Genomic DNA, 21,969 nt, shown 5'->3' on the forward strand with positions numbered 1-21,969 from the left:
CCTCTGAGGGCACTTTCGTCGATGTGGATCGGCAAAAGACAGTGCCGGGCGGCGCACCCCCCCCAGCCACCCTGCCGTTGGGAAAAGTTGTGGGCGCACCGGAAGTGTATCAGCATTAAGATGAGGGTCACTACCCCGGCACAGCAAAAGCCAACTTGGAGGTCACCCTATGGGCGAAGCAAAGCGCCGCAAAACCCGCAACAGCCCCGACCCTGACCAAGAGCTACTGTTTCCCCAGCTCAAAGATATTCCTCTCACCAGAGCCCAAGCCCGCACGATCTACAATTGGACAACTCGGGGCGCTTGGGCCGGCATTATTCTCCTGGCCATTGTCTGGGTGGTGGTGCGATTTGTGGGGCCTGCGTTGGGCTGGTGGCACCTGGTGGGCTAGACGGCTGGATCCTTTGAGTTTTCCTGGAGTTTCCCCATGCGATCCTATTTGGCAGCCGCCCTTCAGATGACCAGCACCCCCGATCTGGCCGGCAACCTACAACAGGCAGAGGAGTGGATTGACTTTGCGGCGCGGCGGGGATGTGAGCTGGTAGCTTTGCCGGAAAACTTTGCCTTCATGGGGCCGGAGGAAGAAAAAGCTCGCCTTGCCTCGGAGATCGCGCAGCGGGCCGAGGAGTTTTTGGCCAAGATGGCCCAGCGCTACCAGGTATTCGTGCTGGGCGGGGGATACCCGGTGCCGGATGGACAAGGCAAGGTGTACAACACCGCCGCCCTCTACAGCCCCGAGGGCAAGGAGCTGGCTCGCTACTGCAAGATCCACCTCTTCGACGTCAACCTGCCCGACGGCAACACCTACCGCGAGTCGAACACGGTGGTGAGCGGCAACGAGGTGGTGGTCTGCCAGGAAGAGCGGCTGGGCATGCTAGGTCTATCGGTTTGTTACGACGTGCGCTTTCCGGAGCTGTATCGTTCCTTGGTGGATCGAGGAGCGCAGGTGCTGTTGATCCCCGCCGCCTTTACCGCCTACACGGGCCGGGACCACTGGCAGGTTTTGCTGCAGTGTCGCGCTATTGAAAACACCTGCTACGTGATTGCTCCCGCCCAGGTGGGCACCCACTACGAGCGGCGGCAATGTCATGGCCACGCCATGATCGTGGATCCTTGGGGGACGATCCTGGCGGATGCCGGCGGCGAAAAACCAGGGGTGGCCATTGCCGAGATCGACCCGGAGCGCCTGCAGCTTATCCGGCGGCAGATGCCCTCGCTGCAGCACCGTCGTCTGGCCTGTACTGTCAGCCTTTAGGGATCCCCTATGCCTTGGCCGCCCTTGATCCTCTACAGCAAGCCCGGCTGCCACCTCTGCGAGGGCCTAGCGGAGAAGTTGCAGCAGATCCCTGAGATCGCCACATTGGAAATCCGCGACATTACTGCCAACCCCGCCTGGTGGGAGCGCTACCAGCTGGAGGTTCCCGTGCTGAGCTTGGCGGGGGATCCCGAACGATCTCTGCCCCGCCCCTCGCCGCGGCTAACCGTGACCCAGTTACGCACTTGGCTGGAACGACAGTTGGGTTGACGGCTTAAGAGGCTAGCGCTTCGCTGCGGGCGGTATAGCCAGCTTGGCGGAGGGCCTCAACTGCAGCCTGGGCATTTTTAACCCAAAATTGGGATCCCAGTCTTACCCAGAGCGTGTGGGGAGGGGCGACGATGGCCGCCACAACGGGGATGCGATTTTCTTCCTTGGCTTCCGAGCGTTGACGGGTAAGAACCGCCTGCAGACGGTGTCGCTCCTCTACAGTTCCGGCAGCCTCCAGAGGGAGTTGCACCGTAACCCAACTCACCGATTCAATTGGCTGTAAGTCCTCGACAATCAATTGCACCTGTTCATCCCGCTGATCCACCTTGGCCCAGATCAATAGCCGTTGATCCACCTCCAGGCGATGGCGCAAACGTTCGTAAGTCTTGGGGAAGATCACCGCTTCGCAACTGCCGGTGAGATCTTCCAGTTGCACAATGGCCATGCGATCCCCTTTCTTGGTGGTTACGGTTTTGATGGCAGTCACTAGGGCCAGAATGCCTACAGAAGTCTCGGCTGCGTAGCCGCTCAAATCCGAGAGGTTAACGGGAGCCAACAGGCGCGCCTGCTCTTGAATCCGTCGCAGCGGGTGATCCGAAACATAAAAACCCAACAGATCCCGTTCCAGCCTTAACTTTTCTGGCGCTGGAAAATCTTCGGTAGCAGGCCCCCGCGGCGCCTCCATAAATCCCTGGCCATCACTGCTGTCGCTGCCCAACAAATCAAATAGGCTGGCTTGACCAATGGCTTTGGACTTGGCCCGCTCCGTCGCCCAGGTGAGAATGGGATCCAGATCCACCATTAATTGCTTGCGGTTGGGGGAAATACAATCAAAGGCGCCTGCACAGATCAGCGACTCGATGGCGCGACGGTTAACCAGGCGCAGATCCACCCGCTGGCAAAAGTCGGCCAAAGAGGTGAAGGGGCCCCCCGCCTGGCGGGCAGCCAGGATGTTTTGAATCGCCCCCTCACCCACATTCTTCACCGCCCCTAGACCAAACAAAATGCTGGATCCTTGGGGGGTAAAATCCAGCCCAGAGCGGTTGATATCGGGCGGTTGAATCTGGATCCCTATCGACAGACAATAGGTGATATAGCGCTGCACCTTATCTTGATCCCCTCCCACAGAAGAAAGCAGCGCCGCCATGTATTCTGTTGGATAATTGGCCTTGAGATAGGCTGTCTGGAAAGTAATCAGTCCATAGGCCGTAGAGTGGGATTTGTTGAAGCAATACTCGGCGAAAGCAACCATCTGGTCAAATAGTTCCGTGGCCACTTCCTTGGCCACACCTCGCTCCAAAGCTCCCCGGACGAATTGCTCCCGCTGTTGCTCCATCTCGGAAACTTTCTTTTTCCCCATCGCCCGCCGCAGCAGGTCAGCCTGGCCCAGGGTATAGCCGGCCATGTCCTGGGCAATGCGCATGATCTGTTCTTGGTAGAGAATGGCGCCGTAGGTATCTTGAAGGATTGGCTTGAGGAGATCGTGGGCATAGGTTACCGGCTTGCGGCCATGTTTGCGATCGATAAAGTCTGGGATCATGCCCGTATCCAATGGCCCCGGTCGGTAAAGAGCCAAGACCGAGGAAATGTCTTCTAAGTTGGAAGGCTTGAGCTCTCGCACCACCTGCTTCATCCCGGAAGATTCCAGTTGGAAGATCCCTTCCAGCTCTCCCTTTTCCAAAAGTTGGTAGGTTTTCTCGTCATCCAATGGTAGGTTATCCAGGTCGATGGTGACCCCTCTGTGCTCTCGAATCAGCTCCACAGCCCGCTGGATCATCGTCAGGTTGCGCAGCCCCAAAAAGTCCATCTTCAGCAGGCCCAGAGACTCAATATCTTCCATCGAGTACTGGGTAATGATTTGGCCTTCGTTGTTGTATTGCAAGGGCACGATCTCATCCAAGGGATCCTTGGCGATGACCACGCCAGCAGCGTGAACCCCAAAGGTTTTGTTGGTGCCTTCCAACAGGCGGGCCAGCTCGATCCAGCGGTGAGTGGTTGGGTCTTTCTCGTATTTTTCTTTGAACTCTGGAGCCGGCGTGTTCTCGCCGATCATCTCCTCCAGTTTGGCAGGCTTACCCCGCGATACCGGGATCAGCTTTGCCATTTTGTCGGCTTCGGCATAGGGAATATCGAGCACCCGGGCAACATCTTTGAGAATAGCTTTGGAAGTCATGCGGTTAAAGGTGATGATTTGGGCCACTCGCTCTTGACCATACTTGCGGGTTACATAGTCGATCAGCTCTCCCCGCCGCTCGATGCAGAAATCGGTATCGATATCCGGCATCGATTGCCGTTCTGGGTTGAGAAAACGCTCGAAGAGCAACCCATATTTGACGGGGTCAATATTGGTAATTTGCAGGGCATAGGCCACCAGGGATCCGGCTGCCGAACCGCGGCCTGGGCCTACTGGGATCCCGTGCTCGCGGGCATAGCGAATGTAGTCCCAAACCACCAGGAAATAGCTGGAGAAGCCCTTTTGTTGGATGATATTCAGCTCAAAGCGCAGGCGCTCCTGATAGTTTTCCGGAATCTGATCTGGATAGGCAACGCCGCAGCGTTTTGCCAAGCCCTGCCAGGCCAATTCGGTGAGATAGCTATCGGCAGAATGGCCCGGTGGAACCGGGTAGTCGGGCATGCGCATTTCCCCAAATAGGTCATAGCCCTCGATCTTTTCCAGCACCTTGAGGGTGTTGGCAATGGCTTCATCGATCACCTCTTGCTCCAGGTGATCGCGGCAGAGGCGGCGCATTTCTTCTGGGCTTTTCAGGTATTCCGTCCCACTGTAGCGAAGGCGATCTTTCTCGGTGAGAGATTTGCCTGTTTGGATGCAGAGCAGGGCATCGTGGGCCTCCACATCCCAGCAGGAGATGAAGTGGCTATCATTGGTGAGGATGATCGGGATCCCCAATTCGCGAGCAATGCGCACCAATTGCACGTTGACAAAGCGGTCTTCTCGATAGCCGTGATCCTGGATCTCAATGTAGTAATCGTCTCCAAACTGTTCTTGATACCAGGCGGCAACCTGGCGGGCAATTTCTGGCCGCCCCTGCAAAATGGCCTGGGGCACTTCCCCAGCTCGACAGCCGCTGGTCACGATCAACCCCTCTTTGTATTGGGCCAAATACTCTTTGTTGATGCAGGGGCGAGCAAAGATCCCCTTGCCTTGAACGCCGTGGAGATGGGAAATAGTGGTTAGCTTCACTAAGTTTTTATAGCCCTGGGTGTTTTTGGCCAAAACAATTTGGTGATACTTGGGATACTTGCGGCTTTTGTCTCGAATATCGCCGTTGATAACATACATCTCGTTGCCAATAATCGGCTTGATCCCTTTGCTTTTACACAGTTTCACCAGCTCAATGGCCCCATACATGACGCCGTGATCGGTCAGGGCCAGTCCTGGCAAACCCATCGCCACCACCTGCTCAATCAAACGCGGCAATTGGCTAGCCCCGTCCAGAAGGCTGTACTCGCTGTGCAAGTGCAAGGGGACAAAAGACATGGCAACGCTATGGGTAGAGGGATCTCTTCAACCTTAGCCCAGCGCCCCTTTTTCCAGTTGCCGCCAGCTGCCGCTACAGTAAAGTCAGGCCGACGTTTTCTCCCTTTGCTTGCATGGAGACTCCCCTTCGCCTCACCCAGTACTCCCACGGCGGCGGCTGCGGCTGCAAAATTGCCCCGGCGCTGCTGCAGCAGATTCTTAAGGAGCTGCCTCTTCTTTGGTCAGATCCGGCCCTGTTGGTGGGGGCTGAAACGAGCGACGATGCCGCCGTCTACCAACTCAACGACGAGCAGGCCCTGATCCTGACCACCGACTTTTTCATGCCCATCGTGGACGATCCGGTGGATTTTGGCCGCATTGCTGCAGCCAACGCCCTCTCTGACGTTTACGCGATGGGGGGCACGCCCATTCTCGCCCTCGCCATTCTGGGTATGCCGGTCAACACCCTGCCCCTGTCGGCTATTCGGGAGATCATGGCCGGGGGAATCCAGATCTGTCAGGAAGCCGGGATCCCTTTGGCCGGGGGGCACTCCATCGATTCGCCCGAGCCCATCTTCGGCTTGGTGGCGGCAGGCCTGGCCCACCCGCAGCACATCCGCCGCAACGCCACGGCTCAGCCCGGCGACGACCTCATCCTAACCAAGCCGCTGGGGATCGGGGTGATGACCACCGCCCTAAAAAAGGGTCAGCTTAGCGCAGCGGGCTACGCCGAGGTTTTGCAGGTGATGACCCAGCTTAACCGCATCGGCCCGCAACTGGCGCGGCGACCCCAGGTTCACGCCCTAACCGATGTAACGGGGTTTGGCCTCTTGGGACACTTGCTAGAGGTCTGCCGTGGCTCAGGGGTAAGCGCCGAGTTGGATCTGGCTGCTATTCCCTTTTTGCCCGAGGCCCTCTCCTTGGCGGAGGCGGGGATCTTCCCAGGTGCAGCCCGCCGCAACTGGCAAGGCTATGAAGGCGTAGAGGCCGACTCTCTACCGGAGTGGCAGCAGTTGCTCTTGTCGGATCCGCAAACCAGCGGCGGCTTACTGCTGGCGGTGGATCCCGCCTTCACCGCAGAGCTTTTGCAAGAGCTCCACAGCGCCGGCTACTCCTATGCTCGCCGCATTGGCCGCTGCCAGGCCGGCGAAGGGATCGCCATTCGGGTTGTCGGCGAGATCCAAACCCCCCGCCAGTAGCTTGGGGGAAGGCCACGTTTGGCCCTCTCCCCCCAATCTATGAAGATTTGGTCAAGCAGAGCTGCGAAAGTTGAAGATCTCATGTAAGGGGAAGGGGAGCTGAGATATCTTAAAGAGGTATGAACGAGCCCTCTCCCAACAGCCATAGCCTGGTTCAGTGGGTTGAGCCAGGTCAACTGATTCGCAGCCTCAGCAGCGGCCAATTGCTGATGGTGGATCCGCAGCGGCACAACGCCTTGATCATCTGCAAGACGTTTCATGCCGAGTTTGCCGGGCCGGGCGCTGCGGTGGGGGGGCCCTTGGATGTGGAGTCGAGCAGCGTGATCCCGATTGGGGATGTGGCTCTGTTGCATCCCCAGAGCTATCAAGAGCGGCAAAACGCCTATACCAAGCGGCTGCACTGGATGCGCTGGTTGCAGCAGATCACCGATAATCCTTTGCCGGCCCAGCGGGCGCGGATTTTGCTCTTTAGCTTGGAGGAGTTTTTCTCTGCGGAGTTGGTCAAGCAGTTGCCGGATGACATTTTGGCGCGGCTGGTGGGGGTGCTGCCGCAGACCATCGCCGCAGCTCGGATGGAAATGATGGCCCCCTGCAGCCCCAGCTATTCCCTGGCCGGCTAGGGGGATCCGTTCAAGATTGGACGGCGTGGGCAGTGTCTTCGAAATAACCCCAAAGCTTAGCTACACTAAAAGCCAACTTCGTTCTGGCAACTCGCCCAACCGGGATCCTGGCCTCATGCAGTGGTGGAAACGGCTGCGCCAAAATCGCTGGGCTCAAGTGGGAGCCTACATTCTCGTTTTTTTCTACGTCTGCGCCATTTTTGCCGAGTTTGTTGCCCCCTACAGCCCGCTGGAATCGCAGCCAGGGGGATCCCTTTTGCCCCCCACCGCCATTCACTTGTGGGATGAGTCGGGCGCTTGGCTGGGGCCCCACGTTTACCCCACCCGCCAGGGGCCGGTGGATCTGGAAACGGGCGAACGTCCGCTTTTGGTGGATAGCAGCCGTCCCGCCGGGATCCGCCTGTTTGTGGCCGGCACCCCTTACCGTTGGCTGGGGCTGATCCCCTGGGATCGACATTTGTTCGGCACCGTCCCCCTGCGGCCAGAGGAAGGGCTGCCGGTAGCGCGGCTGCACCTGCTGGGCACGGATGATCAGGGCCGCGACTACTTCAGCCGTCTGGTCTATGGCGGGCGCGTCAGCCTGTTTGTTGGCCTGGTGGGCATCGGCATCTCTTTTCCCATCGGCCTGCTGGTGGGGGCCATATCCGGCTACTTCGGCGGCTGGGTGGATACACTGCTGATGCGGCTGACTGAGGTGTTGATGTCGATCCCAACCCTGTATTTGCTGGTGTCGCTGGCGGCGGTGTTGCAGGTGAACCCGCTGACCGGCGTGCCCTTCAGCAATGCCGAGCGCTTTTTGGTGATTGTGGCCATCCTCTCTTTTGTGGGTTGGGCGGGCTTGGCCAGGGTCATTCGGGGCCAGGTGCTGTCCTTGCGGGAGCGAGACTTTGTGCAGGCGGCGCGGGTGGCCGGGGCCGGATCCCTGTATCTGCTGGTGCGGCATATTCTGCCTCAGACCACCACCTACGTGGTGATCTCGGCAACCTTGGCGGTGCCCGGCTACATCGTGGCGGAGTCGGTGCTGAGCTTGATCGGCCTGGGGATCCAACAGCCGGATGCCTCTTGGGGAAATATGCTGTCGCTGGCCACCAATGCTTCGGTAATCATTCTGCAGCCTTGGCTGGTGCTAGCCCCCACCCTGATGGTGGTGCTCACCTCTTTGTCTTTTAACTTGCTGGGGGATGGTCTGCGAGATGCCCTCGACCCGCGGGATCCATTTTGAGGAGAAGCTGCTTCCGAATTGTGACGGTTCAGGGGAAATGCGAGGGTCTGCCGTTCACCGCTTTCCGTCCGGATAGAGCCGATTTAGCCCCTTGCGAGCCTTAGCATAAACATCCAAGGTGGCATTCATTTTTAGGATCTGGCGGTAAACTTGCTCGGCCCGGGCGATTTCCCCCTCCTGCTCCAACTTCTCGGCCAGCTTGAGCAAACTTTGGGCCGAGGGATCCGCCAAAGAACCCTGCTCCTGCAGTTGCTGCAGCTCTTCCAGGCGCTCCTGCACCATTGGTCGCAACAGCCAGGAATCATCCAGATCCAACACCTCTCGGTAGTAGCGCTGGGCCTCTTTGAAGTTCTTCTGCTCGTCGTAGGCTTCCGCCAGTTGCAGAGCCAGCTCCGCCGTGGGCCGATCCTTAAACTGGCGATGCAGTTGGTTCAGCCGCCGCAGGAAGGGGGATCCCTGCTGCGGGTTTTGTAAATCCGGGGCGTGTTGAACCGGCAGATAGTTGCTCCTCTCCGCCGATTGTTGAGGGGAAGGGGCAGGCTCCGCGGCTTGAGATCGAAGGGGCGTTTGACGGCTGATGCTTTTGGGGTCAATGGGGGCGGGCTTGTAGACCCAAATCGGCTGATCCGGAGAGGATGCCGGTGGGGTTGGGTGTGGGATCGGCTGGGGCAAGGGAATGGTCTTGCGCTCCGGCGGTTCAGAAGGGGGTTGCTTCAGTTCTGCAAGGGCGCCGGGAGGTTTGGGGGCTTGGAATTGAATTGCTTTGGGAGTCTCCCTGCGCTCTTGGGCCAATTCTCGATAGAGGGCGGCCAATTGGGCATACCCCGCTTCTTCGTAGGCGGTGGCCAGCCAACGGGCATTCTCCGGGCTGGGATCCGCACGATAAGCCCGCCGCAGCAACTGCAAAGCAGTGCCATAATTGCGCTCTCGAATGGCTGCCTGCCCCAAACTGGCTGAGCTGACCCCGGTTGTATCGCTAGCCATGGTTCTCCGTTATGCCTTGCTGTGCAGCGATAATAAATCAGTTTTCCTTTTCCAAGCCAGCCACTCAGGGCAACCTTGGCAACTGGATCCCTTGGCCATAGCATACCCTTGTCGAGCCGAACGCTGACTGTTGGGAAAGACTTCTCTTCTTGTTGGGATCTGCTCGATAGACATCTTTAGCCGATGTTGATTTGAGATTGAGGCATTGAGATCTGGATGTGAGGCGTACTTTCAAGCTAGCTTGTAGTCAAGACCCGAGCAGCGACAGGTTTCGGCGCAAACATGATTCAACAGTTTCGAGAGCGGTACCCTATGGGCAGTTTGCTCACCGATCTGTTGCGCGTAGAAGAAGGGATCTACATTGTCAAAGCCCAGGTGGTGGTGAACAACACGGTTCTGGGTAGTGGTATTGCCGGCTCCAACACAGTAGAAGAAGCGGAAGATGCTGCGCTGAAGCGCGCTTTAAACCACGCAGGATTCGGTCATTCCGCAACTTCCTTGAGCTTGGGTATGGATTCTGCTGCCGCCAGGCTGCCCTATTTGCCAACTCCCGACTTGGCCTTGGCCAATGGGCGCACCCACTCTTCTCCTGCCCCTCAAGCCCCTGAGCCAACAGGGATCCCTGCGAAGCCGACTCCCTCAGAATTGCCCAGCTTGAGCGAGCCGGGAGCCTATGGAGATGATCTATCAGACATCATTGCTCAAACAGATGTCGAGATGCAGCGTATTGGCTGGGGCCGCAAGGAAGGACAAGAGTTCCTGGAGCGTCGCTTCCAAAAAAAATCTCGCCACCAACTGAATGAGGCCGAACTGCGGGAGTTCTTGCGCTATTTAAAACAGCAGCCGTCACGCCTCAACAGCGAGCCTCGTTTTTGATTTTCCCAGACTCCCTCACCCCCAACCCCTCTCCCAGAGGGAGAGGGGAGTTAGACTTGACTTTGGAAAAATCCCTTGCCCAGAGGCGGGAGAATAGATCAAACCGCTGGGCTCTGGAATAGCCACGGCTAGGGCGCACCCACAATCACAGTGGTGTCTTGCATTGTCTTCACGACGGTCTCGCCTCCTTCCGAGAGCACAACCCGTCGCTCTGGCACCGATACTCCGGCCACTTTGGCAGTTTGGTAGTTCTGCCCGGCCTGCACCACAGAAGGGATGACGCCTGGGCCAGAAACCAAAGCAAAGGATTCGCCACCAATCTGGATCATCCCAGAAACCTGCACGCTGCGGGCAAAGGCCGCCGGGTCAGGAGTGGGCGTCGGGAGCGGCGTGGCCACTGCTACGGGCACTTCGCCACCGGGCGGAGGCAGTTCCGGAGGCGGAGGCAGAGGTGGCAGGTCAAGGGTTGGCTCAGGGGCACGCACGTTTTGGGGCACAAAGGGATCCGCCCGTCCGGCTCCACTTAAGGCCCGCTGGGTTTCCTGCTCCCGATCCACCGGTGGGATCAGGCTAGAGGCAGCTTGGGTAGCCTGCAGAAGAGAAGGCACCGGCGGAGGTTGGTCGGGAGCAGTTTGGCCAAAGCCGTCGGGCAGGTTTGCCGTTTGTTGCCGGGCAAGAGCTTGCATCTGGCTGGCTCCCCGCGCCAGAGTAGCGTTCATGTCCTGTTCCCAACGGCCTGAGGCATTCAGCCGCATGATCACGGGGCTGCTGCCGCCGCGCGACTCCACCCAGATCTCGGCTGCTGTGTCGCTCAGCCGACGGGAGCGGAGGATGCGGGATCCCGGCGGCAAAAGCGGCTGCAGCGCCAGCTCCGCTTCGGGAACCGCTTGTTCGTTGGCCAAAGCAGAAGATAAACGAGGGGACAAGCACAACATGCCCCCTGCCGACAGCAGGAGGATCCCAAGTGAGAGCAGTTGGCGACCAGGCGAAGATTTCAGCATAGAGACCACCGGGAGAGAGCCTCGCATCACCAAAATAGCCAAAATCTTGGGGATGGGGCTCGCCTCTAGTCATGGTTTGTCTGAAAAACGCTGGGCTAAGGGTTAACATCGTTCACTTTTCAGAAAGAGGTGCTATCCTGTAGCAGCGAATGGAAGGTGGCCTGTGTTGCTAGCCTTTAAGACAGCGTTAGACCTGAATAGCAAGCAAAGGACCCTGGCTGCCCAGCACGCAGGCGTGGCCAGGCACGCCTACAACTGGGGCCTGGCAATCTGCAAGCAAGCCTTGGAGAACAAGCACAAGCTCCCTACAGCCATCGACTTACATAAGCGGCTGGTGGCAGAGGTCAAGAAGGAAAACCCTTGGTACTACCAGGTATCGAAATGTGCGCCTCAACAAGCCCTGAGAAACTTGGAGCAAGGAATCAAGAGGTGGCGCCAGGGGCTGGGGCGCTTCCCCGTGTTCAAGAAGAAGGGTAGGCATGACAGCTTCTACCTGGAAGGATCCATCAAAATCTCAGGGAACCGAATCAAGGTTCCCGTCTTAGGTTGGCTGAAGTGCCACGAGCAGTTACCTGCAACGTCTCCCAAGAACGTCACGATTAGCCGCCAAGCCGACCGGTGGTATATTTCGTTCAAGTTCGAGGCCCCTGCCCCCCCAGAGCCAGAGAAGGACGGAGAGGTGGTTGGGGTGGACTTTGGGATCCACAACCTGGCCACCTGCTCCAACGGCAAGACCTTTCCCAACCCAAAGGCCTATCGAAGGTCAAAAAAGAGGCTGGCGCGGTTGCAGCGAAGGGTGAGCCGCAGGCAAAAGGGCTCCAGAAATCGAAAGCGAGCAGCGATGGCGGTGGCCAGGCTGCACAAGAGAATTGCCGACCTGCGCAAAGACAACCTGCACAAGTTGACCACGTACCTAGCCAAGAGGTATCGGGTCGTGGTTATAGAAGACTTGAACGTTTCGGGGATGGTGAAGAACCCCAAGTTGGCGGGCAGCATTGCCGATTGTGGGTTCTATGAGTTTAAGCGACAGCTAGAGTACAAAGCAAAGCTCTACGGCTGTCAATTGGCTGTAGCGGATAGGTTTTATCCCTCTAGCCAATTGTGTTCTCGCTGTGGTCATCAGCAAAAGATACCACTGCACCAGAGAGTGTTTCGCTGCGAAAAATGCGGTTTTGTGATAGACCGCGACTTAAATGCCTCCCACAACCTGGTGAAATGGTATCAAACTACCCTGAGCTCCAGGGGAAGTTACGCCTGTGGAGATTCCTCTGCCGGGGTTGGGCAACCAACTAGGTATGAATCGTTGAAGCAGGAAGGAAGCAACAAGTTGAACGAAAGTCCGCTTTTGTTCAGCGTTGTGTAAGTCTTTCGGAGCGGTTGGTTCGCCGACTAGGTATGAGTCGTGGAAGCAGGAAGAAAGCAGCAACCTAGACAAAAGTGGACTTTTGTTCAGTGTTGTATAGGTCTTTCGGAGCGGCTCAATCGAGCTGCTTTTTTCAGCAACAATGCTAGGATTTCCCAATCAAAGCCTCAGCCCCTGTCGATAGGGATCCCGACCTCAAAGCCGGCCCCTGTCCGAGCGCAGCCCAATTTGCCATAATGAAGAGAGACTGTAAACATTTGTTAAGGCCATGACTGTCTCTGCTCTGGATCCTGTCAACCCCGCTCGTCTGGAGGAAATCGCCCAACGCTTGCGCAGCCAACGCCCTGCGGATCGCATGGTGGCCTTGGCCCAGTTGCGGGATGTGCCAGCGGAGCAGGCGGTGCCGCTGATTTTGCAGGTCATCGACGACGAAAACCTGCAGGTGCGCTCTTTTGCCGTCTTTGCCCTGGGGATCAAGCAGACGGACGCCTGTCTGCCCAAGCTGCTGGAGATCCTCACCCAAGACCCGGACTACGGCATTCGCGCCGATGCGGCAGGCGCCCTGGGCTACTTGGAAGATCCGCGGGCTTTCGAGGCCCTGGTGCGCGCTTTTTATGAAGATGTGGAGTGGCTGGTGCGCTTCAGCGCCGCCGTGGCCCTGGGCAACCTGAAGGATCCACGGGCCTATGAGGTGCTGCTGCGGGCGTTGGAGGGGCCGGAAGTGTTGCTGCAGCAGGCGGCCATTGCAGCTCTGGGAGAACTGGGGGATCTGCGGGCTTTGGATCACATCCTGCGGTTTGCCCAGTCGGAAGATTGGCTGGTGCGGCAGCGGCTGGCCCAGGCCTTGGGAAATCTGCCCTCGCCCAAGAGTGTTTCTGCCCTCAACTATCTGGCCAGGGATCCCCACGATAGCGTTGCCGCGGCGGCTTTGGATTCGCTGCGGCGGCTGCGCCAAAGGGGCTTCCCAGAACCCACGCCTGAGGCGGGATCCCGGCCAGCCGATTCGGAAGCAAGCTAAGCTGGAAATCCGGGTTTGGCCTGGTGTAGGGAGGCGAGGATTTGCCGACCCTTGTTGTTTCCTAATCCCCTGCTGCGATGGTTACCAGCCCCCATCCTCTAGTTGCTCCGGAGATAGCCGGATCCCCCTCTCGGCCCCGCATTGTGGCGGCCCTTTCTGGGGGGGTAGACAGCTCCACGGTGGCGGCCCTTCTCCACGAACAGGGCTATGCCGTGGAGGGAGTGACTCTCTGGCTGATGCGGGGGAAAGGCCAGTGCTGCACCGACGGCCTGGTGGATGCTGCTGCCATCTGTGAGCAATTGGGGATCCCCCACCATGTGGTGGATAGCCGTGAGCTGTTTCAGGCCGCCATTGTCGATTACCTGGTGGCCGGCTATGGGGAGGGGATCACACCGCTGCCCTGCTCCCAATGCAACAAGCTGGTGAAGTTCGGCCCCCTGCTGGCCTATGCCCGCGAGACGCTGGGCATCTCTCAGATCGCCACCGGCCACTACGCGCGGGTGCGTTTTGAGGCCGAGCTGGGGCGCTATCAACTGCTGCGGGCGGTGGATCGGCAGAAGGATCAGTCCTATTTTCTCTACGACCTCAGCCAGGAGCACCTGGCCCACAGTCTCTTCCCCTTGGGCGAGTACACCAAGGCCCAGACCCGTCAGATTGCCGCGCGCTACGGCTTGGTTACGGCAAACAAGCCCGAAAGCCAGGATCTGTGCTTGATCGAGACCTACGGCTCGATGCGCAACTTTTTGGACCAGCACCTGGGTCAAAGGCCGGGGGAAATTGTCGATACCCAGGGGCGAGTCCTGGGATATCACGAAGGTATCCACCACTACACCGTCGGCCAGCGCAAGGGGCTGGGGATTGCCTCTTCCCGTCCTCTCTATGTGGTGCGCATCGATGCGGCCATGAACCGCGTGGTAGTGGGAGAGCGGGAAGAAGCCACCCAAGCTGAGGCGTGGGTGCGGCGGGTGAACTGGGTCTCGATCCCTGCGCCGGCAGAACCCTTGGCCGTGGAAGTGCAGGTGCGCTACCGTACCCCACCGGTGCCGGCTATGGTGATCCCAAAATCGCCGGAGCGGGTGAAGCTACAGTTTGCCGAGCCGCAATTTGGCGTCACCCCTGGCCAAGCCGCCGTCTGGTACCACGGGGATCTCCTGCTGGGAGGTGGCATCCTGGAGCGCCCTTCTCCCTAACTAGAGATTCGGCAGAGCTCTCTGGCATTACTCCCCTCTCCCCCTGGGAGAGGGGCTGGGGGTGGTCGCGTGAGCGGCGCGGAGCGCTTGGGCTGGCTTCCCCCTGGGAGAGGGGCCGGGGGTGAGGGCTCCCCTTTTTTGCCATCCGAGACAAACGCCGCAATCAAGAGGCCGCTTGCCCCTTCAAGTGCTGCAGGGATCGGAACAGGAGCACCGTATAGATATCGAGGATGGGCGCAACTGCTGTGACGGCAGCATTTCCAACCACAACCGCACCCAAGGCAGCTCCCAGGATCCCCCCAACAAGAAACAAAATCAGGAGTGGGATGCCGAAGATCAAGCCCACGGCCAGCAAAGCCCAAAACACGCCCCACCAGCGATCTTTGACGAGGTTCCAACTGTAGCCCAGACCTTCCGTGGCACCTTTGCCTTCCAGGGCAATCGCACAGAGAGTGAAAACCAGCCTTACCCCCCAGTAGATACCAGGGAGCACAAACAGCAGCATCCCAAGCATGACAATTAGCGCCAGCAGAATGCTGCCGAAAACCAGGGGCACTGCCTTCGAGAGGGCCCGGTCGAGGCTGTTGCCCAGCAGGGGAGCTTGCCGCTTCAGGTGCTGATCCACCAGCCAAAAGGCTGCGCCAGCCAGGATGGGAGCAACAATTAGGCTGTAGGCCAAATTGAGGATCCCCCCAAAAAGTGGGATCAGCTCTGCGACGATGGGAATGACAAAGCCGGGAGAGGCCAGGATCAACAGCGGCCCATAGACGGGGCCTACAACTTCAAACGAGCGCTGCAGAAGGGAAAACGGGTTAAGAGTAGCGCTTTGCATGGCAGAGGGATCCCTGTGGCAACCACCCCCTTCATACCACGCCATCCCCCTTTTTGGGCTGAGAAGGGGATTAAGAAAGTCAAAGTCTGTGTCTTGCTATACAGAAGATTTTTGTAAAATCCAGGCCGCCGCTTGTTCGCCGCTGCGCAGGGATCCCTCGAGGCTGCTCTGGTGGGTGTATTCTCCAGCCCAAAGGAGGCCCGGCAGGCCGCTGCCGGTGGGAACCAGATACTGCTGAAAGCCGGGCGGCTGGACAAACTGGGCAAAAGGGATCCGATACACCCGCAGCAGGCGCAATCGTTCCAAGGGGGCTTTGGGAAAGTAGGTCTGCAGCTCGGCCCGGCAGGTTTGGGCCAGTTCCTCATCGCCCAGAGGGGGATCCCCCAACACCGTCACCGAATAGAGGTGTTGGCCGGCAGGAGCCAGCGCCGGGCTGAGGCGGGTGAGCTGCACCCAGTGGTTGATCCAGCCTTGGCCACTGGCGTTGAGGTACAAGTAGGCACCGCGGGCCAGGGAAAAGGGGGCGCAGAAATAAAGGCAGGTCACCGCCCGTCCCTGGGTGGGGATGGGCGCAGCAGCTTGAGGGCAGAGCTCCGCTTGCCAAGCCCGCGCTTGAGGGGCATCGGTGGCGCAGACCACCCACTCGGCAGGGATCTCCTCGCCCTTGGCGGTGCGGATCCCGCGCACTTTTCCCTCTTCCACCAGGATGCGCTCCACCGAGGTTTGGTAGCGGATCTGCTCTGGGGCAAGGTGGCTGGCCAGTTGGCGGACAATCTCTCCCATGCCCAGCGCCGGGGTGACGATGGCTCCTTCGGCCATCATCTTGAAATAAAAGGCAAAGAGGCGGGCGCTGCTGGCCAGATTTGGATCCAAAAGAATGCCGCGGAAAAAGGGGTAGAAGAAGTGCTGGCAGATCTTTTGGGAAAATCCGTACTCCTCTAGGAACTCCCGCACCGAGCGGTCAGATCCCCCCAGTCCTTCTTGGAAAACCTGTTCTGGGGTGCGCCGCGCCAGCTCCGCCCGCAACTGTAGCACCTTGAGCTTGTCGCCAAAGCTGGCCAAGGGGTTGAAGAGGGAAGGGACAATGCTGGTCGGATCCCGCAGGGGATCCCCCAACAGCCAGCAGCGACCGGGTTGGGCCAGCATCGCTCCCGGACGGTAGGGGCAGGGATTGAGCTGGCCTAGATCCAGATGCCGCCGCACTTGGGGATAGGCGGTAAACAGCACCTGAAAGCCACGATCCAAACGGAAGCCCTCCACCGCGTCGGTGCGCACCCGCCCGCCGGGGCCGTCGCTTTTTTCCAGGACTAGGACATCGCTCCAACCCGCCTGGCTCAGCACCTTGGCGCAGGTTAAGCCGGCCAGCCCTGCCCCGATAATGACCACTCTGCCCATGCTGCTGGGATCCCTTCTCCGTGGAGTATTTTACCTGGCTCGATTCCTCAAGGCTGAGTCCCCTTCTGAGGCAGGATGTTCTGGCCCCCAGATGCGAATGGCGCCATCGGCACCGCCGCTGAGAAGGGTTTGCCCGTTGGGGCCAAACAGCAGAGCACTCACCATCCAAGTCTGGCCGCCCAGGGTGCGCAACTCTTTGCCGCTGCCCAAATCCCAGAGTTTGATCTGCTGGGCGCGGTGATCGGTGCCGCTGGCCAGCAGGCGGCCATCGGGGCTGAGGGCAAGGGTGGCCAAGCCAGACAAGGGCTGGGCCAGAGTGCGCTCGAGGGATCCCGTGCCCACGTTCCAGATCCAGACGCCGGAAGCGCTGGCGGCGAGCAAGTGGCGGCCATCGGGACTGAGGAGCACCTGCTCGATGGGGTAGTCGGCCTCCAGGGTTTTCAACAAAGCCCCGCTGCCGGGATCCCAAAGATGAACGGTGGGATCCCCGTTGGCGGCCACCAGGATCCAGGGCGGGCTCCTTTTTTCCGCCACCCCAGAGGGAGCGAAGGCCACTGCCGTAATGCCTGACCCCTGGGTAACCGGGTGGGCGGCGCTGTCGATGGTGCGCACCAACTGGCCATCCTCAGCTTGCCAAAGGCGAATGGTACGGTCGGCGCTGCCGCTGGCAATCCAACGGCCATCGGGGCTGATGGCGACGCTGTTGATCAGCTCGGTGTGGCCCTGCAACTGCAGCCGTGGCACCCCATCCCCCAGGGTGACCAAATCCCAAACCCGCACCGTCTTGTCGGCCCCCCCACTCACCAAAAAGGTACCATCGGGGCTGATGGCCAGCGTCTCAATCGAACCTTCGTGGCCTACCCAGCTCTGCAGCAGTTGGCCGGCCTGGGGATCCCAAAAGCGGATGACACCGTCGTCTCCCCCGGCAACCAGGAGATCTCCATCCGGGCTGATGGCCAGAGCGGTGATAGCGGCGGGGCCTTCCAGCGTGGCCTTGAGCCGCAAGGACTTGGCCCAGTCAGCTAGGTTGAGGGCAGGGCTGGAAGAGGATAGGGATCCAGTCCTGGAGGGATTGGGCGGCTGCTCTGGGGAGCTGAAGCTTTTGAGCCCAGCGGATCCCAAATTTGCCCTCGTTCCCGCGGGCGGGACAGAGTCCCTGGGCACAATTGCCTTCTCTCCCCACAGGCTGAGGTTGGCCGCCAGTTGCCAGGCGGCAACTCCGAGTAGCACCAGCAAAGCCGCCAGACTACTCCCCGCCCAAAGTGGTGGGATCCAGAAACGCGCCCGCAGTGATACCGAGGAACGCGGCGGCGTAGTCGGCTCCTGTAAGGGAGCGGCGGCAACAGGGTCGGGCAGGATCTCAGCGCCGGGAGAGACGCCCTCTGCCAGAGGCAAAGCCTGGAGAGCGGCCAAAGCTGCCGCTGCCGAAGCAAAGCGCTGCCGCGGGTCACAACCCACCAGGCAGTCCAAAAAAGCGGCAAAAGGAGCGCTGGTAGGAGCCAGATCGTGCCAGCGCAGCTCCCCCGTCAACGGGTCGCGAAACAGCTTGTGGGGCGGGATCCCTGAGAGGACCTGTATGGCGATGAGCCCAAGTGCCTCCAGATCGCTGTCGGCAGCCTCGGGCCCAGAGTTGCAGCAGCCCAAGCCCAACACCACCCAGCGGCCATCCGCCCGGCGACAGATCAGGCGAGAGGGCTCTAGGTTGCAGCAGTTTACCCCCTCACTGTGTAGCAAGGCCAAGGTTTGCAGCACATCTTGCAAAAAGGCCCGCACCTCAGCTTCTGTCCAAGGCTGACCTTGCTCAGTGGCCTGGCGCAGGGCCTGTTCCAGAGTCTGCCCCTCGATCCACTCTTCTACCCAGTAAAAATCTCCCTCTTGCTCAAAATAAGTCAGCAGGCGTGAGATACACTCATGGGATCCCAGGCGTTCCCACAGCGCCATTGCCTGTTCAAATCGCTGCCGGGCGGCAGAGGGCTCTTCCCCCTTGGGAGAGCGAGGTTGCCAACGCCTGATCACCACCCAGCTCTGTTCAGGGCGATGGCCATCTTGGGCCAGGTAGGTTTGCCCGCTGGATCCCAGTTCTTCCAAGATCTGATAGCGGCCACCCAGGGTCTGCCCTACCATAAGGACTCCGGCTACTCCAGGCATATATGGTCTACCGTTCGCGTCAGCACTGCGGAGCACTTTAGCGGGACGGAGTTCTTTGGCTCTACCCTTGGGGAGGATGCGAACCTTTTCCTTCTGGATCATCATGCCACACGGGCAAAAGGCTCAGAGTAACCCTGAGTTACTCAGTGGCCGGGGGGATGTCGTTGCAAAACCTGCTTTAGGTAGCGCCCCGTGTGGGATCCGGGATGCTCGGCCACTTCTTCAGGGGTGCCGACGGCAACAATCTGGCCGCCCTGGTCGCCCCCTTCCGGCCCCAGGTCAATAATCCAGTCGGCACAGCGGAGGATGTCCAGGTTGTGCTCGATCACCAGCACGGTGTTGCCCGCATCCACCAACCGCTGCAGAACATTCAAGAGCTTGTGAACGTCGTAGAAGGACAGGCCGGTGGAGGGTTCATCGAGCAGGTAGAGGGTTTTGCCGGTGGAGCGGCGGGCCAGTTCTGCCGCCAGCTTCACCCGCTGCGCTTCCCCGCCGGAAAGCGTCGGAGCGGGCTGGCCCAGCTTGATGTAATCAAGGCCCACATCGGCCAGCGTCTGCAGGATCTTGGCGGCAGGGGGTAGGGCGGCAAAAAACTCCAGCGCCTCCCCCACCGTCATGTCTAGGACTTCAGCGATGTTTTTGCCCTTGTACCTGACCTGGAGGGTCTCGCGGCTGTAGCGGCTGCCCCCACACACCTCGCAGGTGACGTACACATCCGGCAGGAAGTTCATTTCAATCACGTTCACCCCCTGCCCTTTGCAGGCTTCACAGCGCCCCCCCTTGACGTTGAAGGAAAAGTGGCCGGACTGATAGCCCCTGGCCTTGGCCTCTAGAGTCTGGGCAAAGGCTTGGCGGATGGGATCAAAGAGGCCCGTGTAGGTGGCGGGGTTGGAGCGGGGGGTGCGGCCAATGGGGGATTGGTCGATGACAATGACCTTGTCGATGTGTTCAATGCCGTGTAGCTCCCCCATTTCCGTTGGCTTAGGCACCTTCTGGCCGAGGGAGTGTTGCAGGGCAGGGTAGAGCAACTCGTTGACCAGGGTGGACTTGCCGGAGCCGGAGACGCCGGTGACGCAGACCAGCTTGCCCAGGGGGATCTCCACATCGATGTGCTTGAGGTTGTTTTTGTGGGCATCGGTGAGCTTGAGGGAGACGGCTTTGCCAGGTCGCCGCTGAGCTGGGGTTGGGATCCGCTGCCGCCCCGCCAGATAGGCGCCGGTGAGGGAGCGCTCGCAGGCTAGGATGTCGGCTAGAGATCCTTGGGCCACCACTTCTCCGCCGTGGATGCCAGCGCCAGGGCCAATGTCCACGATGTGGTCGGCGGCGCGAATGGTCTCTTCATCGTGTTCCACCACAATTAAGGTGTTGCCCAGATCCCGTAGGCGGAATAGGGTTTGCAAGAGGCGTTGGTTATCCCGCTGGTGCAGGCCAATGGAGGGTTCGTCCAGCACGTAGAGCACCCCCGTCAGGCCGGAGCCAATCTGGCTGGCCAGTCGGATCCGCTGCGCCTCGCCCCCCGAAAGGGTCATGGCCGGTCGGGCTAGGGTGAGGTAGTCAAGGCCCACGTCAATTAAAAACTGCAGGCGGGTTTTGATCTCCCGCAGCACCAGCTCGGCAATCTGCGCTTGGCGGGGGGTAAGCTGGAGCTGCTCCAGGCGCTGCAGGCAGTCGCGGATGGAGATCTCGGTGAGATCCGTGATGCGGTAGCCACCGACGCGCACGGCCAGGGCCTCTGGCCGCAGCCGGGATCCGCCACAGGCAGCGCAGGGGCGGTAGGTGAGGTAGGTCTCCAGCTTTTGCCGGTAGGTTTCGGCGGTGGTTTCTTGGTAGTGCCGCTGCAACTGCGGGATCACCCCTTCGTAGCGACGGTAGTAGCCGCGGCCCCGGTAGGGGGATTCCGCCTCAACGTAGATCTCCTGATCGCTGCCGTAGAGGAGGAGCTGCTGCTGCTCGGGGCTGAGGTCGCACCAGCGGCTGCCGAGCTCAAAGCCAAAGGCCTTAGCAGCCCCCGCCAGTAGGGCCAGATAGTAGGGGTTCTCCCGCTCCGCCCAGGGAGCAATGGCCGCATAGAGGGGGAGCTTGGGATCCGGCACGATCCGGTCGGGGTCGAAGATGGGTTCAAAGCCCAGGCCGTGACAGACGGGACAGGCGCCGATGGGGGAGTTAAAGGAAAATAGCCGCGGCGACAGCTCGCCCAGCACGGAGCCGTGTTCGGGGCAGGCAAATTGTTCCGAAAAGATCAGCTCCGTTGGCTTGCCGTTGAGGTACTGCCCCGCCACCTCGGCTACTTTTTGCAGCAGGTGTTCCCGTTCGTCTTCACGGGGCAAGAGCTCCACCACCGCCAGTCCCCCCGACTGGCGCAGACAGGTGGTCAGGGAATCGGCCAGCCGCTCTGCCATGTTGGGGCCCTTAACCAGCCGATCCACCACCACCTCAATGGTGTGGGCCTTGGTTTTGGCCAACTCAATTTCCTCGCTGAGATCCCGCACCTGGCCGTCGATGCGCACCCGCACAAACCCCTGCTGGCTCAGGCTTTGCAAGAGCGCTGCGTGGGTGCCCTTTTTTCCCCTCACCACGGGCGCAAGCAACTGAAAGCGCGTCCGCTCCGGCAGGGCCAGGATCTGGTCCACCATTTGATCCACCGTCTGGGGGGCAATCACCCGGTCACAATGGGGGCAGTGGGGGATCCCGGCCCGCCCATACAGCAGCCGCAGGTAGTCGTAGATTTCGGTCACGGTGCCAACCGTGGAGCGGGGGTTGTGGCTGGTGGACTTTTGGTCGATGGCAATGGCTGGGCTCAAGCCCTCGATGCGGTCTACATCCGGTTTGTCCAGTTGCCCCAGAAATTGCCGCGCATAGGCGCTAAGGGACTCCACGTAGCGCCGCTGCCCCTCGGCAAAGATGGTGTCGAAGGCCAGAGAAGATTTTCCAGAGCCGGAGACGCCGGTAAACACCACCAGGCGATTGCGCGGGATCCGCAGCTCGAGGTTTTTGAGGTTGTGCTGCCGCGCCCCCACCACATGGATTTCGTTTTGGCCGGACATCTCATCCCCTCTGTGTGCAGCGTGGGTGGAGACTCTGCCCAAAATTGGCGAGTCGAAAAACAACAAAAGTTAAG

At 59.8% G+C, this 21,969-nt stretch carries 17 protein-coding genes; 10 read left to right on the forward strand and 7 right to left on the reverse strand.

Annotated elements, in window-relative coordinates; translation table 11 throughout:
* Positions 1-169 precede the first annotated feature (169 nt).
* Genes NW858_RS05165 through NW858_RS05175 form a run of 3 tightly spaced genes read left to right on the forward strand, consistent with a single transcriptional unit; the run spans position 170 to position 1,525 of the window.
* Positions 170-391, forward strand: a complete 222-nt coding sequence (locus NW858_RS05165; protein ID WP_414520048.1) for a DUF2839 domain-containing protein — start codon at positions 170-172, stop codon at positions 389-391.
* 36 nt (positions 392-427) lie between these two features.
* Positions 428-1,255 carry a carbon-nitrogen hydrolase family protein gene (locus tag NW858_RS05170; protein ID WP_414335594.1) on the forward strand — a complete coding sequence of 276 codons (828 nt, stop codon included), beginning with the start codon at positions 428-430 and terminating at the stop codon, positions 1,253-1,255.
* 9 nt (positions 1,256-1,264) lie between these two features.
* Entirely contained in the window at positions 1,265-1,525 is a 261-nt protein-coding gene (locus tag NW858_RS05175; RefSeq protein WP_414370516.1) for a glutaredoxin family protein, read from the forward strand.
* Between the two features lie 4 nt (positions 1,526-1,529).
* On the opposite strand, the gene NW858_RS05180 is transcribed toward NW858_RS05175, so the two are convergent.
* Positions 1,530-5,024 (reverse strand): DNA polymerase III subunit alpha, encoded by a 3,495-nt coding sequence (locus tag NW858_RS05180; RefSeq protein ID WP_414520049.1) that lies wholly within the window; start codon positions 5,022-5,024, stop codon positions 1,530-1,532.
* 113 nt (positions 5,025-5,137) lie between these two features.
* Here NW858_RS05180 and selD point away from each other — a divergent pair, with 113 nt between their 5' ends.
* The 3 genes from selD (at position 5,138) to NW858_RS05195 (ending at position 8,044) form a co-directional block, all read left to right on the forward strand.
* Complete coding sequence (selD, locus tag NW858_RS05185) at positions 5,138-6,202, forward strand: selenide, water dikinase SelD (protein WP_414520050.1); 1,065 nt, start codon at positions 5,138-5,140, stop codon at positions 6,200-6,202.
* A gap of 119 nt (positions 6,203-6,321) precedes the next feature.
* Entirely contained in the window at positions 6,322-6,822 is a 501-nt protein-coding gene (locus tag NW858_RS05190) for a hypothetical protein (protein WP_414509997.1), read from the forward strand.
* 115 nt (positions 6,823-6,937) lie between these two features.
* Positions 6,938-8,044 (forward strand): ABC transporter permease, encoded by a 1,107-nt coding sequence (locus NW858_RS05195; protein WP_414335586.1) that lies wholly within the window; start codon positions 6,938-6,940, stop codon positions 8,042-8,044.
* Positions 8,045-8,098: 54 nt separating this feature from the next.
* On the opposite strand, the gene NW858_RS05200 is transcribed toward NW858_RS05195, so the two are convergent.
* Positions 8,099-9,028, reverse strand: coding sequence for a hypothetical protein (locus NW858_RS05200; RefSeq protein ID WP_414337630.1), 930 nt, complete (start codon positions 9,026-9,028; stop codon positions 8,099-8,101).
* Positions 9,029-9,340: 312 nt separating this feature from the next.
* Between NW858_RS05200 and NW858_RS05205 the strand changes: the two genes are divergently transcribed.
* On the forward strand, positions 9,341-9,904 hold the full coding sequence (locus NW858_RS05205; RefSeq protein WP_414337632.1) for a hypothetical protein: 564 nt from the start codon (positions 9,341-9,343) through the stop codon (positions 9,902-9,904).
* A 128-nt stretch (positions 9,905-10,032) separates the two neighbouring features.
* On the opposite strand, the gene NW858_RS05210 is transcribed toward NW858_RS05205, so the two are convergent.
* Positions 10,033-10,905 carry a hypothetical protein gene (locus NW858_RS05210; RefSeq protein ID WP_414520051.1) on the reverse strand — a complete coding sequence of 291 codons (873 nt, stop codon included), beginning with the start codon at positions 10,903-10,905 and terminating at the stop codon, positions 10,033-10,035.
* A 163-nt stretch (positions 10,906-11,068) separates the two neighbouring features.
* Here NW858_RS05210 and NW858_RS05215 point away from each other — a divergent pair, with 163 nt between their 5' ends.
* The 3 genes from NW858_RS05215 (at position 11,069) to mnmA (ending at position 14,476) form a co-directional block, all read left to right on the forward strand.
* Positions 11,069-12,268, forward strand: coding sequence for an RNA-guided endonuclease InsQ/TnpB family protein (locus tag NW858_RS05215; protein ID WP_414348209.1), 1,200 nt, complete (start codon positions 11,069-11,071; stop codon positions 12,266-12,268).
* Positions 12,269-12,536: 268 nt separating this feature from the next.
* Positions 12,537-13,286 carry a HEAT repeat domain-containing protein gene (locus NW858_RS05220; protein ID WP_414347654.1) on the forward strand — a complete coding sequence of 250 codons (750 nt, stop codon included), beginning with the start codon at positions 12,537-12,539 and terminating at the stop codon, positions 13,284-13,286.
* Positions 13,287-13,363: 77 nt separating this feature from the next.
* The gene (gene mnmA / locus NW858_RS05225; protein WP_414336169.1) at positions 13,364-14,476 is read left to right on the forward strand and encodes a tRNA 2-thiouridine(34) synthase MnmA; all 1,113 of its coding nucleotides are present in this window, start codon (positions 13,364-13,366) and stop codon (positions 14,474-14,476) included.
* A 163-nt stretch (positions 14,477-14,639) separates the two neighbouring features.
* Here the strand turns inward: mnmA and NW858_RS05230 are convergent, their stop codons facing one another.
* The 4 genes from NW858_RS05230 to uvrA all read right to left on the reverse strand — a co-directional run bounded on the left by NW858_RS05230 (position 14,640) and on the right by uvrA (position 21,895).
* On the reverse strand, positions 14,640-15,308 hold the full coding sequence (locus NW858_RS05230) for a glycerophosphoryl diester phosphodiesterase membrane domain-containing protein (protein ID WP_414520052.1): 669 nt from the start codon (positions 15,306-15,308) through the stop codon (positions 14,640-14,642).
* 96 nt (positions 15,309-15,404) lie between these two features.
* Positions 15,405-16,703: an FAD-dependent oxidoreductase gene (locus NW858_RS05235; protein WP_414520053.1), complete on the reverse strand. Its 1,299-nt coding sequence runs from the start codon at positions 16,701-16,703 to the stop codon at positions 15,405-15,407.
* A gap of 30 nt (positions 16,704-16,733) precedes the next feature.
* A complete protein-coding gene (locus tag NW858_RS05240) occupies positions 16,734-18,827 on the reverse strand; it encodes a protein kinase domain-containing protein (RefSeq protein ID WP_414520054.1) in 2,094 nt (697 codons plus the stop codon).
* Between the two features lie 167 nt (positions 18,828-18,994).
* Positions 18,995-21,895, reverse strand: coding sequence for an excinuclease ABC subunit UvrA (uvrA, locus tag NW858_RS05245; protein WP_414520055.1), 2,901 nt, complete (start codon positions 21,893-21,895; stop codon positions 18,995-18,997).
* Between the last annotated feature and the right edge of the window lie 74 nt (positions 21,896-21,969).

The organism is Synechococcus sp. H55.10, assembly GCF_047502715.1.
GTDB lineage: Bacteria > Cyanobacteriota > Cyanobacteriia > Thermostichales > Thermostichaceae > Thermostichus.

Bases quoted from the DNA above. Each gene is read 5' to 3' on its own strand.
- NW858_RS05165 (WP_414520048.1), top strand. From the start codon at position 170: ATGGGCGAAGCAAAGCGCCGCAAAACCCGCAACAGCCCCGACCCTGAC.
- NW858_RS05170 (WP_414335594.1), top strand. From the start codon at position 428: ATGCGATCCTATTTGGCAGCCGCCCTTCAGATGACCAGCACCCCCGAT.
- NW858_RS05175 (WP_414370516.1), top strand. From the start codon at position 1,265: ATGCCTTGGCCGCCCTTGATCCTCTACAGCAAGCCCGGCTGCCACCTC.
- NW858_RS05180 (WP_414520049.1), bottom strand. From the start codon at position 5,024: ATGTCTTTTGTCCCCTTGCACTTGCACAGCGAGTACAGCCTTCTGGAC.
- selD (WP_414520050.1), top strand. From the start codon at position 5,138: ATGGAGACTCCCCTTCGCCTCACCCAGTACTCCCACGGCGGCGGCTGC.
- NW858_RS05190 (WP_414509997.1), top strand. From the start codon at position 6,322: ATGAACGAGCCCTCTCCCAACAGCCATAGCCTGGTTCAGTGGGTTGAG.
- NW858_RS05195 (WP_414335586.1), top strand. From the start codon at position 6,938: ATGCAGTGGTGGAAACGGCTGCGCCAAAATCGCTGGGCTCAAGTGGGA.
- NW858_RS05200 (WP_414337630.1), bottom strand. From the start codon at position 9,028: ATGGCTAGCGATACAACCGGGGTCAGCTCAGCCAGTTTGGGGCAGGCA.
- NW858_RS05205 (WP_414337632.1), top strand. From the start codon at position 9,341: ATGGGCAGTTTGCTCACCGATCTGTTGCGCGTAGAAGAAGGGATCTAC.
- NW858_RS05210 (WP_414520051.1), bottom strand. From the start codon at position 10,905: ATGCTGAAATCTTCGCCTGGTCGCCAACTGCTCTCACTTGGGATCCTC.
- NW858_RS05220 (WP_414347654.1), top strand. From the start codon at position 12,537: ATGACTGTCTCTGCTCTGGATCCTGTCAACCCCGCTCGTCTGGAGGAA.
- mnmA (WP_414336169.1), top strand. From the start codon at position 13,364: ATGGTTACCAGCCCCCATCCTCTAGTTGCTCCGGAGATAGCCGGATCC.
- NW858_RS05230 (WP_414520052.1), bottom strand. From the start codon at position 15,308: ATGCAAAGCGCTACTCTTAACCCGTTTTCCCTTCTGCAGCGCTCGTTT.
- NW858_RS05235 (WP_414520053.1), bottom strand. From the start codon at position 16,703: ATGGGCAGAGTGGTCATTATCGGGGCAGGGCTGGCCGGCTTAACCTGC.
- NW858_RS05240 (WP_414520054.1), bottom strand. From the start codon at position 18,827: ATGGTAGGGCAGACCCTGGGTGGCCGCTATCAGATCTTGGAAGAACTG.
- uvrA (WP_414520055.1), bottom strand. From the start codon at position 21,895: ATGTCCGGCCAAAACGAAATCCATGTGGTGGGGGCGCGGCAGCACAAC.